The organism is Aquisalimonas asiatica, assembly GCF_900110585.1.
Lineage (GTDB): Bacteria > Pseudomonadota > Gammaproteobacteria > Nitrococcales > Aquisalimonadaceae > Aquisalimonas > Aquisalimonas asiatica.
This window is the reverse complement of record NZ_FOEG01000001.1, coordinates 625,079-638,334: the sequence shown is the minus strand read 5'-3', so window position 1 is coordinate 638,334 and position 13,256 is coordinate 625,079. Positions and strand designations below refer to the sequence as shown.

Sequence of the window (13,256 nt, the reverse complement as noted above, 5' to 3'; positions counted from 1 at the left end):
GAGTCGCACACCCTGAACCACCGGTGGCATTTTTTTGACTACGCCCCTGGGTCATAATACACGCCCAGCGCCCCCACACCCGCCGACGACCACAGGGACAGCCGGATCACATGGCGAATCAGTTCGTACACCTCAACGTCCACACCGAATTCTCCCTGGTGGACGGAATCGTCCGCATCAAGCCGCTTGTGAAGACGGCCGCGGAGACGGGGATGCCGGCCGTGGCCATCACCGACCAGGGAAACCTGTTCGGCATGGTGAAGTTCTACAAGGCGGCCCTGAGTGCCGGCGTCAAACCGCTTGTGGGTGCCGACCTGTGCGTGGAGGACGCCGATGCGCCCGGTGGTTATTCCCGGTGCACCATGCTGTGCCGTGACGGCACCGGCTACACCACGTTGACGCGGCTGATCAGCCGCAGCTACCTGGAAGGGCAGCAGGGGGAGCGTCCGGTGGTCCAGCGTGCCTGGATCGAGGAGGACCACCAGGGCGTGATCGTCCTGTCCGGAGGCAAGGACGGCGACGTGGGCCGCGCCCTGCTGCGTAATGACCCGGAGCAGGCCCGTGCCAGGCTCGCCTTCTGGCGTGATCTCTTTCCAGACAGCTACTACCTGGAGCTCCATCGTTGCGGCCGGCCCGGCGACGAGGACCACCTCCACGCCGCCGTGGCCCTGGCCGGCGAGACCGATACGCCGGTGGTGGCGACCAACGCCGTGCGGTTCCTCAACGCCGATGATTTCGAAGCGCACGAGGCGCGGGTCTGCATTCACGAAGGGCGTGCGCTTGACGATAGCCGCCGTCCGCGCGAGTTCACCGAAGAGCAGTACCTGCGCACCGCGGAGGAGATGGTGGCGCTGTTCGATGACCTCCCCGAGGCCATCGACAACACCGTGGAGATCGCCCGGCGCTGTAATCTGGAGCTCACGCTGGACAAGGATTACCTCCCGGATTTCCCGATCCCGGAGGGCCTGACCATTGCCGAATACCTGGCCCAGGAGTCGCACCGGGGGCTGGAGGAACGCCTGCCCCGGCTCATCGACATGAACGCCCCCGATGCCGAGGCGCGCAAGGCGCAGTACGTGGAGCGCCTGGACCGGGAGCTGGGCGTCATCAACCAGATGGGGTTCCCCGGCTACTTCCTGATCGTTGCGGACTTCATCCGCTGGGCCAAGGCCGAGGATATTCCCGTGGGCCCGGGTCGTGGCTCCGGTGCCGGTTCGCTGGTGGCTTATGCGCTGGAGATAACCGACCTGGATCCGCTGCGTTACGACCTTCTCTTCGAGCGGTTTCTTAACCCGGAACGCGTCTCCATGCCGGACTTCGACGTGGACTTCTGCATGGAGAAGCGCGACCGGGTGATCGACTACGTGGCCGACAAGTACGGCCGCGAGAAGGTCTCGCAGATTGCCACCCACGGCACCATGGCCGCCCGCGCCGTGGTGCGTGATGTGGGGCGGGTGCTCGGCCACGGTTACGGCTTCGTGGACCGCATCGCCAAGATGATCCCCTTCGAGATCGGCATGACGCTGGACAAGGCGCTGGAGCAGGAGCCCGAACTCAAGGAGCGCTACGACAACGATGAGGAAGTGGGCACGCTGCTCAGACTGGGCATGAAACTCGAGGGCGTTGCCCGCAACGTGGGCAAGCACGCCGGCGGCGTGGTGATTGCGCCGACACCGCTCACGGACTTTACACCGCTCTACTGCGAGCCGAACGGGCAGGGGCTGGCCACCCATTACGACAAGGACGACGTGGAGGCCGTCGGCCTGGTGAAATTCGACTTCCTGGGGCTGCGCACGCTCACCATCATCGACTGGACCGTCAAGGCGGTGAACGCCATCAAGTCGGAGCGCGGCGAGGACCTGCTGGACATCAACACCGTGCCGCTGGATGACCGCGCCAGTTTCGATCTGTTGAAGCGCTGTGCGACCACGGCGGTGTTCCAGCTGGAATCCCGCGGCATGAAGGATCTCATCAAGCGGCTCCAGCCGGACAGTTTCGAGGACATCATCGCGCTGGTGGCACTGTTCCGCCCCGGGCCGCTGCAGTCGGGCATGGTGGACGACTTCATCAGCCGCAAGCACGGCCACTCCCAGGTGGCCTATCCCACGCCGGAGCTGCAGCATCCGGACCTGGAAGAGGTGCTCAAGCCCACCTACGGCGTCATCCTCTACCAGGAGCAGGTGCAGCGTATCGCGCAGGTGCTGGCGGGCTACAGCCTCGGGGGCGCCGACCTGCTGCGTCGGGCCATGGGCAAGAAAAAGCCCGAGGAGATGGCCAAGCAGCGCGAGATCTTCCTGAAGGGGGCCACGGAGAACGGACTCACGGAGGCGCACGCCGAGGGCATCTTCGACCTGATGGAGAAGTTCGCCGGCTACGGCTTCAACAAGTCCCACTCCGCCGCGTATGCGCTGCTGTCCTACCAGACCGCCTGGCTCAAGGCCCACTACCCGGCGCCGTTCATGGCGGCGGTGCTGTCCTCGGACATGGATCACACCGACAAGGTCGTGACCCTGATCGAAGAGTGCCGGGCCATGGGGCTCGAGGTGCTGCCCCCGGACATCAACCGCTCCGATTTCCAGTTCCGCGCCGCCGACGAGCGGACCGTGGTCTACGGCATCGGCGCCATCAAGGGCGTGGGCCAGTCGGCCATCGAGGCGCTGGTCAGTGAGCGGGATGCGACCGGGCCCTATGCCGACCTGTATGACCTCTGCCGTCGGGTGGACCTGCGTCGGGTGAACCGCCGCGTGCTGGAGGCGCTGGTGCGCGCGGGTTGTCTCGACAGTATCGGTGCCAACCGCGCCACGCTGCTGTCCCACATCGGGCCGGCCCTGAAGGCCGCCGAGCAGACCGGGCGCAACGACGAGGCGGGGCAGACCGACATGTTCGGTGTCGCCCTGGGTGGCGGGGAGGCGGAGGCCGATGCGGGCGTGGACCTGCCGGCACTGCCCGAGTGGGACGAAGAAGAGCGGCTTGCGGGCGAGAAGGAGACCCTCGGGCTGTTCCTCACCGGCCACCCCATCAGTCGTTACGAGCCCGAGCTGGAGCGGATCGTGACGGCGCGCATCAGCGACCTGGGGTCGAACAGCGGCAGCGGTGGGGAAGGGCGTCGCGAGAAAAGCGTGGTCACGGCCGGGCTGGTCATGTCCCTGCGCGTACGCAACACCCAGAGCGGCAACAAGATGGCCTTCCTGGTGCTGGACGACCGCACCGGCCGGATCGAGGTCAGCCTGTTCACGGAGGCGTATCGCAAGTACGGAGAGCTGGTGGGCAAGGACAAGCTGCTGATCGTCGAGGGGAGCCTGGGCTACGACGATTTCAGCGACTCCTGGCGTGTGAGTGCCGACAAGGTGTACGACATCGGTGACATCCGCGAGGTCTACGCGCGCCGCCTGGTGCTGCGCATGCGCCGGGATCAGTTGGGCAACGGCGCCATGGATCACTTGCAGGAGGCGCTGTCGCCGTTTCGTGAGGGGCAGTGCCCGGTGTGGCTGGAGTACGAATGCCCGGACGCATCGGCGGTGCTGCGTTTCGGTGACGAGTGGCGCGTGCGCCCCACCGACGAGCTCATCAAGCGCCTCGGCGGGCTCTCCGGTGAGGGCAATGTCCGGGTGGAATACTGATATGTCCGGCGTGCTGCCGGGTTGACGATGTTCACAGGCCGGGCGTCGCGGGCTTGTCACCCGGCCTGCGACTGGCTAGGGTATGCGGCTTCCGGCCGTCAACGCGAAATGCGAGACCATGAACCTGAATTTTCTGGACTTTGAGCGCCCCATTGCCGAACTCGAGGCGAAGATCGACGAGCTTCGTTACGTCGGTGACGACAACGATCTCAACATCAGCGAGGAGATCCGGCGGCTGCAGGAGAAAAGCGTCAGCCTCACCGAGCAGATCTTCTCCAACCTGAGTTCGTGGCAGATCGCCCAGCTGGCGCGGCATCCGCAGCGGCCCTACACCCTCGACTACATCGAGCACCTGTTCACCGACTTCGAAGAACTGCACGGTGATCGGGCGTTTGCCGATGATCCGGCCATCGTCGGCGGTATCGGCCGGCTCGATGGCCGCCCCGTCATGGTGATCGGCCACCAGAAGGGGCGCGACACCAAGGAGAAGGTGCACCGCAACTTCGGCATGCCGCGGCCGGAAGGCTATCGCAAGGCGTTACGGCTCATGGAAATGGCGGAGCGGTTCGACCTGCCGCTGCTCACCTTCATCGACACGCCGGGCGCGTACCCCGGGGTCGGCGCTGAAGAGCGGGGTCAGAGCGAGGCCATCGCCCGCAACCTCATGGCCATGTCCCGTCTGCGGACACCGATCATTGCCACGGTCGTGGGCGAGGGTGGCTCCGGCGGGGCGCTTGGTATCGGCGTGGGCGACGAGGTCATGATGCTGGGTTACAGCACCTACTCGGTCATCTCGCCGGAGGGGTGTGCGTCCATCCTGTGGAAGAGTGCCGACCGGGCCCAGGATGCAGCCGAGGCCATGGGGATTACCGCGCCGCGGCTGCGCGAACTCGGGCTCATTGACCAGATCGTCGAAGAACCGCTGGGCGGTGCCCACCGGGACGTGGCCGGCATGGCCGAGCGTCTGCGCCAGACACTGCTTGAGAAACTCGCGGTGCTGGACGGCAAGGACTTCGAAACCCTGCTGGATGATCGGGCCAGGAAGATCCAGGGGTACGGGCAGTTCCGCACCTAGCGACAACCATGGCGCCCGCCGCGGGCGCCGGGATTGGGCCATGGACATTCCGGCCGGGGACATCGCCGATCGCGTCATCTCGCTCGGCCCTGCGTCCGCCTACCGGGTCGCCTTCAGTGGCGGACCCGATTCCCACGTGTTGCTGCATGCGCTGGCGCGTGCCCGGCACGCGTTGTCCGCGCCGCTGTCCGCCATCCACGTCAACCACCGGATGCATGCCGACGCAGACGCCTGGGAGACGCACTGCCAGGCGGTGTGCCAGGCGCTCCGGATTCCCCTGACCTCGCTGCGCGTCCCCGAGCCGCCGCCACCCGGCGCCGGCGAGACCTGGGCGCGGGACTGGCGCTACCGGCTGATTGCAGAGGTTCTCGCCGACGGTGAGTGTCTGCTCACCGCCCACCATCAGGACGATCAGGCGGAGACTGTCCTGTTGCGCATGCTTCGGGGCAGCGGTGTGGACGGACTGGCCGGGATTCCACGCACCCGCGCTCTGGGCCGTGGGTGGATCGGACGGCCGTTGCTGGAGGTTCCCCGTGGGCAGCTCACCGCGTACGCGCGCGACCACGGGCTGTACTCCATCGACGACCCGGCGAACCAGGACTGGCGCGCCGACCGCAATCGCATTCGCCACGACGTGCTGCCGCGATTGCTGGCGCGCTGGCCTGGGGCAGCCGGGACCATCGCGCGGACCGGCCTGCTGGCCGGTGAGGCGAGCGCCTCCCTGGGGCGTTATGCCGCCATGCTGCTGGAGGGCATGACCAGCGGCGACCGGCTTGATGGTGAGGCGCTCTCCCGCCTGCCTGACGCGGAGCAGCGTCTCGTCCTGCGGCAGTGGCTCCAGCAACAGGGTGTGGTATTGCCGGATGCGAGGCAGCTTGAGGCGGCGCGCCGGATGCTGATGCATGGTCGCGACGATCGCATGCCGGTGTTCCACTGGCCCGGCGGCACCGTGCGACGATACCGGGGCTGGCTGTCGCTGGGATCCGCTGACCCCGACCCGGTGACCGCCTCGGAACCCGTGCAATGGCTGCCGGAGACCGATCTGCGACTGGATCACGGCTGGCTGCGGGTGACCCGCGGTCGTGACGGTGTCGCGGCGGAACGGCTGCCAGCGACGGGGGTGACCGTTGTGCCGAGGCAGGGAGGCGAGCGCTGTCGACCCGTGGGGCGGCCGACGCGCCCGGTGAAGAAGCTGTTCCAGGAGGCGGGGGTGCCCCCGTGGCAGCGCCGGTCGTGGCCTCTGGTCATGGTGGGGGATGTCATCGCGGCCGTGCCGGGGCTGTGTGTCTGTGAAGGCTTCCAGGCAAGCCCGCAGCACCGGGGGCTGTGTTTCCACTGGGACCCGGACTGACCGCACGGTCAGCGTTGTGCCGGGGTGGGTGTTCTGGTACTTTTAGCGCCACTCAGGCAGCGGGTAATGAAGCGCCAGCACGCACGCCGTTCTGGTCTTTGCGGTTCATGGCCGCAGGGGTGACCCGCGCGGACGATGTCATTAGTCTCCGCCCGGCGCGCTTCCCTTTCCGGTGTCTTTCGAATGCGGCTCCCGCGACCTTTCGTGCGAAAGACAGAGTTCCTATGACCCGATACATCTTTATTACCGGTGGCGTTGTGTCCTCGCTGGGCAAGGGCATTGCGTCCGCCTCTCTGGCCAGCATCCTGCAGGCCAGGGGGCTGAAGGTCACCATGATCAAGCTGGATCCCTACATCAACGTGGATCCGGGGACCATGAGCCCGTTCCAGCACGGCGAGGTCTACGTGACCGAGGATGGCGCCGAGACCGACCTGGATCTCGGCCATTACGAACGCTTCGTGCGCATGCGCACCGGCCGGGTCAACAACTACACCACCGGGCGGATCTACGAGAACGTCATCCGCAAGGAGCGCCGCGGGGAATACCTGGGCGGCACGGTGCAGGTGATCCCGCACATCACCGACGAGATCAAGCGCTGCATCCGTGAGGGCGCCGAGGGGCACGATATCGCCCTGGTGGAGATCGGCGGCACTGTTGGTGACATCGAATCGCTGCCGTTTCTGGAAGCCATCCGCCAGATGGGCGTGGAGCACAAGCGGGACTCCCTGTTCCTGCACCTCACGCTGGTGCCGTTCATCGGCCCCAGTGCCGAGATGAAGACCAAGCCGACGCAGCACTCGGTGAAGGAGCTGCGCTCCATCGGCATCCAGCCCGATATCCTGCTGTGCCGCTCCAGCCGGCCGATTCCCGAAGACGAACGGCGCAAGATCGCCCTGTTCACCAACGTGGAGCAGGAGGCGGTGATCTCCGCCCTGGACGTGGACGACATCTACAAGGTGCCCCTGGCGCTGCACGACCAGGGGCTGGACGACATTGTTGCCGATAAACTGCAGATCGAACTCCCGCCGGCGGACCTCTCCGACTGGGAGCGGGTGGTGGAGGCGCGCTCCCACCTGGACGGCGAAGTGACCATCGCCATGGTGGGCAAGTACGTGAACCTGGCCGATGCCTACAAGTCCCTCTCCGAAGCGCTGATCCACGCCGGCATCCACACCCGGACCAAGGTGAACATCCGCTCGGTGGACTCCGAGGAGATCGAGCGCCGGGGGCCGGAGCTGTTGTCGGACGTGGACGCCATTCTCGTCCCCGGCGGGTTCGGCGAGCGTGGTGTCGAGGGCAAGATCCAGGCGGCGCGCTACGCGCGCGAGAACCGCATCCCGTTCCTCGGCATCTGTCTCGGCATGCAGGTGGCGGTGATCGATTTCGCCCGCAACGTGGCCGGCCTCGATGCTGCCCACAGCACCGAATTCCAGCCCGATACGCCGCATCCGGTCATTGGCCTGATCACCGAATGGATGACGGACGACGGCCGCATCGAGGAGCGCGGGCCGGACGATGACCTGGGCGGCACCATGCGCCTCGGCGGGCAGCCCTGCCTGCTGGAGCAGGGGTCGCTGGTGGGCCGGACCTACGGCGCCGAGAGCATCGTCGAGCGGCACCGGCACCGTTACGAGTTCAACAACCATTACGCCGACGCGCTGAAGCAGGCCGGGCTGCGGATCTCGGGCCGCTCCAGCGACGGCAACCTGGTGGAAGTGGTGGAGCTTCCGGACCACCCCTGGTACCTCGGTTGCCAGTTCCACCCGGAGTTCACGTCCACGCCGCGCGACGGCCACCCGCTGTTCTGCGGATTCGTCGAGGCCGCCCGCGGCCGCCACGGTGACAGCTAGACTCGGAGGTCCCGTCCATGGCCAGTATTGATCTCTGCGGTTTCCGCGCCGGGCTCGGGGAGCGGTTGTTCCTGATCGCCGGGCCCTGTGTGGTCGAATCCGAACAGCTGGCGCTGGATACGGCCGGCCAGCTCAGGGAGATGTGCGCGCGGCTGGCAATCCCCTTCATCTTCAAGTCGTCCTTCGACAAGGCCAACCGTTCGTCCGGCTCCAGTTTCCGCGGACCGGGGATGGAGGAGGGGCTACGGGTGCTGGGCGAGGTCCGGCGACAGATCGGCGTGCCGGTGATCACCGATGTCCACGAGGACACCCCGCTCGCCGAAGTCGCCGACGTGGTGGACGTGCTGCAGACGCCGGCGTTCCTGTGCCGGCAGACCAACTTCATCCAGAACGTCGCCCGACAGGGCCTGCCCGTGAACATCAAGAAGGGGCAGTTCCTGGCGCCGTGGGACATGGGCAACGTGGTGGACAAGGCGCGCGCCGTGGGCAACGACGCCATCATGGTGTGTGAACGTGGCGTCTCCTTTGGCTACAACAACCTGGTATCCGACATGCGCGCACTGGCAGTGATGCGCGAGACCGGCAGCCCGGTGGTCTTCGACGCCACCCACTCCGTGCAGCTCCCCGGTGGTCAGGGGACTGCGTCGGGTGGTCAGCGCGAATTCGTGCCGGTGCTCTCCAGGGCCGCGGTGGCTGCGGGCGTGGCCGGGCTGTTCATGGAGACGCACCCCGACCCGGACAAGGCGCTGTCCGACGGCCCGAATGCGTGGCCGCTCGGGCGTATGGAGCGGTTGCTGGAGACGCTCGTGGCCCTGGACGAACGGGTCAAGGCGGACGGTCTGGCGGAACAGTCCCTGTAGACGCCCGGGCCGTCGCCCACCGATTTTGCAGGCAACAAGGGAACGTCACAGATCATGGCGACTATCGAGACAGTGAAGGCGAGGGAGATCCTCGACTCCCGCGGCAACCCGACCGTCGAGGCGGACGTCACGCTCAGCAGCGGCGCGTTCGGCCGCGCGGCCGTGCCCTCCGGCGCCTCCACCGGTACGCGGGAAGCCGTGGAACTGCGCGACGGTGACAAGGGGCGCTACCTCGGCAAGGGCGTGCGCAACGCCGTGGAGAACGCCAACACCGTGCTCGCCGAGGCGCTCGGGGGCATGGATGCCGACGACCAGCGTGCCGTTGATCAGCGCATGCTGGAGCTCGACGGCACCGACAACAAGAGCCGGCTGGGCGCCAATGCGCTGCTGGCCCTGTCTCTCGCCGTGGCGCGCGCTGCCGCCGATGACCGCGGCGTCCCGCTGTACCGGCACCTGTCGCCGCAGGGGCCGCACGTGCTGCCGGTGCCGATGATGAACATCCTCAACGGTGGCGCCCACGCCGACAACAGCGTCGATCTGCAGGAGTTCATGATCCTGCCCATCGGGTTCGACAGCTTCGGCGAGGCCCTGCGTGCCGGTACCGAAGTGTTTCATGCGCTCAAGAAAGTGCTCGCCGGCCGTGGCCTGAGCACGGCCGTGGGTGACGAGGGCGGTTTCGCGCCGGATCTGCCCTCCAACGAAGCCGCGCTGGAGACCATTGCCGAAGCGGTGGCCAATGCCGGCTACACCCTGGGTGAGGACATCTGGCTGGGGCTGGACGTTGCCAGTTCCGAGTTCTACGAGGACGGCAGCTACGTGCTGGCCTCTGAAGGCAAACGCTACACCGCCGCTGAATACGTGGACGTCCTGGCCGACTGGGTGGAGCGCTACCCCATCGTCACCATCGAGGATGGCATGGACGAAGGTGACTGGGACGGCTGGAAACTGCTCAGCGAGCGCCTCGGTGACCGGTGCCAGCTGGTGGGTGACGATCTGTTCGTCACCAACACGCGCATCCTCCAGGAAGGGATCGACCGCGGCGTCGCCAACTCGATCCTCATCAAGTTCAACCAGATCGGCACGCTGACGGAAACCCTGGACGCCATCGCCATGGCCGAGGGCGCCGGGTATACCTCGGTCATCTCCCACCGCTCCGGGGAGACCGAGGACACCACCATCTCCGATCTGGCAGTGGCCTCCAGCGCGACCCAGATCAAGACGGGCTCGTTGTGCCGCTCCGATCGCGTGGCCAAGTACAACCAGCTGCTGAGGATCGAAGAGGATCTGGGCGAGCGCGCCGTGTACGCGGGCCGCCGTGCATTCCCGAATCTCAAGGGCTGGTAACGAGAGGACGCTGCCGCCCCGGTGCTGTATGGTGGCGGCAGGTGGTTCCAGGACGATGCCATGCGTATTCTGATCGGTGGGCTGGTCGCGTTGTTGTTGCTGTTCCAGATCCAGCTCTGGACCGGCAAGGGCGGCCTTCCCGCCGTCTGGCAGCTGCAGGATGCAGCCAGCGAACAGCGGGCGGAGAACGAGCAGCTGGAGCAGCGCAACCGCGCTCTGGAAGCCGACGTCGACGACCTGAAGGATGGACTCGGGGCGATCGAAGAGCGTGCCCGGGACGAGCTGGGCATGATCAGGGACGACGAGGTCTTCTACCAGGTATCCGATGAATGACTGACCCCGCAGCTCCCCGGGTCTGGGCCGTGGTGCCTGCCGCCGGCGTGGGGCGCCGCATGGCCGCGCCCGTCCCCAAGCAGTATCTCCCGCTTCTGGAACACCCGGTCATGGACTGGAGTCTGCATGCGCTGCTGATGGAGCCGCGTGTTGCCGGCGCCGTGGTGGCCCTGGGTGATGACGATAACTGGTGGCGGGGGCGCGAGGCGTTGGCAGGCAAGGCGCTGTATCGCGTGCGGGGCGGCCGCGAGCGGGCGGACTCGGTGCTGGCGTGCCTGCGGTTTCTGGTGGCAGAGCTTGCCGGGCACGATGACTGGGTGCTGGTCCATGACGCGGTGCGCCCGTGCCTGACACCGTCGGCGCTGGCGCGCCTGCTGGATCTGGGGCTGGGGCACGCCGACGGTGCACTGCTGGCGGTCCCCGTGCGCGATACCCTCAAGCAGGGTGGCCGCGACGGCACCGTGCGGCATACCACGCCGCGGGATGCGCTCTGGCAGGCGCAGACACCGCAGCTGTTCCCCCTCGGGGCACTGCTGAACGCCTTGCGTGACGCGCACGATCAGGGCGTGCTGGTCACCGATGAGGCGCAGGCCATGGAGCATGCCGGGTATGCGCCGCTGCTGGTGGAGGGCGACAGCACCAATCTGAAGATCACCCGCCCGGGGGACCTTCCCCTGGCGGAATCGATACTGCGCGCCCGTGGTGGGTCCCGGGCGCCGGAGGAGTAGCCATGCTGCGCATCGGACAGGGCTTCGACGTGCACCGCTTTCAGCCGGAGGGGAAGCTGATCGTCGGCGGCGTCGAGATTCCCTACCACCTTGGCATCGCCGCCCATTCCGACGGCGACGTGCTCCTGCATGCCGTGACCGACGCGCTGCTTGGCGCGCTGGCTGATGGCGATATCGGTCAGCACTTCCCGGACAGCGATCCGCAATGGCAGGGGGCGGACAGCGTGGCGCTGCTGAAGCACGTCCATGAACGCGTTGCCACGGCGGGTTACCGGGTGAACAACATCGACTCCACGGTGATCGCCCAGGCGCCGAAAATGGCCCCGCACATCCCGGCCATGCGCCGTGTTCTGGCCACGTCGCTGGGGGTCGATGAGTCCGTGGTGAGCGTCAAGGCGACCACCACGGAGCAGCTCGGGCCTTTCGGCCGCGGTGAGGGCATTGCCGCCCAGGCCGTGGTGCTGTTGATCAGCGATGACTGAGTCCGCCCCTGATCTGGCCCAGGCGTGGCATGACCTGCCCAGGGCGCTCGGCCTCCCGCCCGCGGTCGCCGTGCTGCGTGCCACGCCGTGCGATTTCCGCGTCACGGAGGATCCGGCCATGCTGCCGGAGGGCGCCGGCGAGCACCTCTGGTTCCTGATCCGCAAGACCGGCTGGAACACGGCCGATGTCGGCCAGTGGCTGGGCCGGGCCCTGGGGTCCAGGCCGCGGGACGTGAGCTGGGCCGGGCTCAAGGACCGACACGCCGTGACCGAACAGTGGTTCGGTGTGCACCGTCCGGGTGGTAACGATATCCCGGAGCTCGAGGCGCCGCCCGAAGGCATCGAGATACTGCGGGTCGCGCGCCATGGCCGCAAGTTGCGGACCGGCATGCTCCAGGGCAATCATTTCGATCTGACCCTGCGCGACCTGGACTGTCCGCCGGAGCGCCTTGGCCCGCGCCTTGCGGCGATTGCCAGGCTCGGCGTGCCCAACTACTTCGGCGCCCAGCGCTTCGGCCGTGACGGCGGCAACCTGGATGCCGCCTGGCGAATGCTTGACGGCATGCCGGTGCGCAACCGTCAGCGCCGTGGACTGTTCCTGTCGGCGGCGCGCTCGTTCCTGTTCAACCAGGTCGTCGCCGCGCGTGTGCGTGCGCGCAACTGGGACCGGCCGCTGCCCGGGGACCTCATGACCTTCACCTCCAGCAACAGCGTGTTCCCCGCCGCGGGGCTGGACGCCGCGGATCCGCGTCTGCCGGGGGGCGATGTCCATCCCTCCGGGCCGCTTCCCGGCCGGGGAGGCATGCAGCCGAACGATGTAGCCGGCGCGCTGGAGTCGGAGGTGCTGGCGCCCTGGCAGGCGCAGGTGGATGCCCTGGGGCGGCTGGGTCTGGACGGGGCGCGGCGGGCGTTGCGGTTACCGGTGCGCCAGCTGTGGTGGCGGCGTGAGGACGCTGCGACCCTGCGGGTCGGATTCTGGCTGCCGGCGGGGGCGTTTGCCACCGCCGTGGTTCGCGAGCTCTGTGACTATCGTGAAGGGGCGCGCAGCAGTACGTAGACGGCGCCGGTGCCCCCGTCCACGGGGCGCGCGGAGGCGAACGCAATGACTTCGTCGAGCTGGCGCAACCAGCGGTCCACGAGCCCCTTGAGCACGGGGCCCCGGTTGTGCGAGCGCAATCCCTTGCCGTGAATGATGCGGACACAGCGCACATCACGGTGACGGCAGTCGTTGATAAACTGGCGAAGTTGCACCCGGGCCACCGGCACGGTCATGCCGTGGAGATCCAGCTCCGCCTGCACCGGAAACTGCCCGCGGCGAAGCCGGCGCAGAACGCGCCGCTGCACGCCCTCGCGGAGGAACGTCAGTTCTTCGCCGGTTTCCAGGTCGGCGGGGTCAACGGGGCCGTCCAGCAGCTCGTCCATGACCCGGCGTTCATCCGCCTCGCGCTGGCGGGGCACCGGGCGGGGGCGGGGGGACGGGGTTGTTGCCTGGTCGTGACGCAGGGGGCGCACATCGCCCATGGCGGCGCGGAACAGGGCGCTGTCGTCCTGGTTGTTGTCGTCCGTCATGGCTCGCCTCCGGCCTTCGGCTCCCGGCATGGATCCGATTATAC

General features: G+C 67.4%; 11 protein-coding genes. 10 read left to right on the top strand and 1 reads right to left on the bottom strand.

Annotated elements, in window-relative coordinates:
- Positions 1-110 precede the first annotated feature (110 nt).
- The 10 genes from dnaE to truD all read left to right on the top strand — a co-directional run bounded on the left by dnaE (position 111) and on the right by truD (position 12,700).
- Positions 111-3,620, top strand: a complete 3,510-nt coding sequence (dnaE, locus tag BMZ02_RS03030) for a DNA polymerase III subunit alpha (protein ID WP_091639797.1) — start codon at positions 111-113, stop codon at positions 3,618-3,620.
- Positions 3,621-3,738: 118 nt separating this feature from the next.
- The gene (accA, locus tag BMZ02_RS03025; RefSeq protein WP_091640394.1) at positions 3,739-4,695 is read left to right on the top strand and encodes an acetyl-CoA carboxylase carboxyl transferase subunit alpha; all 957 of its coding nucleotides are present in this window, start codon (positions 3,739-3,741) and stop codon (positions 4,693-4,695) included.
- Between the two features lie 40 nt (positions 4,696-4,735).
- A complete protein-coding gene (tilS, locus tag BMZ02_RS03020) occupies positions 4,736-6,046 on the top strand; it encodes a tRNA lysidine(34) synthetase TilS (protein WP_171909784.1) in 1,311 nt (436 codons plus the stop codon).
- A gap of 224 nt (positions 6,047-6,270) precedes the next feature.
- Entirely contained in the window at positions 6,271-7,896 is a 1,626-nt protein-coding gene (locus tag BMZ02_RS03015; RefSeq protein WP_171909783.1) for a CTP synthase, read from the top strand.
- Positions 7,897-7,922: 26 nt separating this feature from the next.
- The gene (gene kdsA, locus BMZ02_RS03010) at positions 7,923-8,756 is read left to right on the top strand and encodes a 3-deoxy-8-phosphooctulonate synthase (RefSeq protein ID WP_091640392.1); all 834 of its coding nucleotides are present in this window, start codon (positions 7,923-7,925) and stop codon (positions 8,754-8,756) included.
- Between the two features lie 54 nt (positions 8,757-8,810).
- Positions 8,811-10,100, top strand: a complete 1,290-nt coding sequence (gene eno / locus BMZ02_RS03005) for a phosphopyruvate hydratase (RefSeq protein ID WP_091639794.1) — start codon at positions 8,811-8,813, stop codon at positions 10,098-10,100.
- A 60-nt stretch (positions 10,101-10,160) separates the two neighbouring features.
- A complete protein-coding gene (gene ftsB, locus BMZ02_RS03000) occupies positions 10,161-10,433 on the top strand; it encodes a cell division protein FtsB (RefSeq protein ID WP_091640388.1) in 273 nt (90 codons plus the stop codon).
- A complete protein-coding gene (ispD, locus tag BMZ02_RS02995; RefSeq protein ID WP_091639793.1) occupies positions 10,430-11,161 on the top strand; it encodes a 2-C-methyl-D-erythritol 4-phosphate cytidylyltransferase in 732 nt (243 codons plus the stop codon). The genes ftsB and ispD overlap by 4 nt, the downstream gene beginning before the upstream one ends.
- A 2-nt stretch (positions 11,162-11,163) precedes the next feature.
- Positions 11,164-11,643: a 2-C-methyl-D-erythritol 2,4-cyclodiphosphate synthase gene (gene ispF / locus BMZ02_RS02990; protein ID WP_139209126.1), complete on the top strand. Its 480-nt coding sequence runs from the start codon at positions 11,164-11,166 to the stop codon at positions 11,641-11,643.
- On the top strand, positions 11,636-12,700 hold the full coding sequence (gene truD / locus BMZ02_RS02985) for a tRNA pseudouridine(13) synthase TruD (protein ID WP_091639791.1): 1,065 nt from the start codon (positions 11,636-11,638) through the stop codon (positions 12,698-12,700). The genes ispF and truD overlap by 8 nt, the downstream gene beginning before the upstream one ends.
- On the opposite strand, the gene BMZ02_RS02980 is transcribed toward truD, so the two are convergent.
- Positions 12,670-13,212: a Smr/MutS family protein gene (locus BMZ02_RS02980; RefSeq protein WP_091639789.1), complete on the bottom strand. Its 543-nt coding sequence runs from the start codon at positions 13,210-13,212 to the stop codon at positions 12,670-12,672. The two genes, truD and BMZ02_RS02980, sit on opposite strands and share 31 nt — an antisense overlap.
- Positions 13,213-13,256 lie beyond the last annotated feature (44 nt).

What these genes read in the sequence shown, in the direction of transcription:
- ftsB (WP_091640388.1), top strand. Translation starts at nt 10,161, where the DNA reads ATGCGTATTCTGATCGGTGGGCTGGTCGCGTTGTTGTTGCTGTTCCAG.
- accA (WP_091640394.1), top strand. Translation starts at nt 3,739, where the DNA reads ATGAACCTGAATTTTCTGGACTTTGAGCGCCCCATTGCCGAACTCGAG.
- BMZ02_RS02980 (WP_091639789.1), bottom strand. Translation starts at nt 13,212, where the DNA reads ATGACGGACGACAACAACCAGGACGACAGCGCCCTGTTCCGCGCCGCC.
- ispD (WP_091639793.1), top strand. Translation starts at nt 10,430, where the DNA reads ATGACTGACCCCGCAGCTCCCCGGGTCTGGGCCGTGGTGCCTGCCGCC.
- tilS (WP_171909784.1), top strand. Translation starts at nt 4,736, where the DNA reads ATGGACATTCCGGCCGGGGACATCGCCGATCGCGTCATCTCGCTCGGC.
- BMZ02_RS03015 (WP_171909783.1), top strand. Translation starts at nt 6,271, where the DNA reads ATGACCCGATACATCTTTATTACCGGTGGCGTTGTGTCCTCGCTGGGC.
- ispF (WP_139209126.1), top strand. Translation starts at nt 11,164, where the DNA reads ATGCTGCGCATCGGACAGGGCTTCGACGTGCACCGCTTTCAGCCGGAG.
- truD (WP_091639791.1), top strand. Translation starts at nt 11,636, where the DNA reads ATGACTGAGTCCGCCCCTGATCTGGCCCAGGCGTGGCATGACCTGCCC.
- dnaE (WP_091639797.1), top strand. Translation starts at nt 111, where the DNA reads ATGGCGAATCAGTTCGTACACCTCAACGTCCACACCGAATTCTCCCTG.
- eno (WP_091639794.1), top strand. Translation starts at nt 8,811, where the DNA reads ATGGCGACTATCGAGACAGTGAAGGCGAGGGAGATCCTCGACTCCCGC.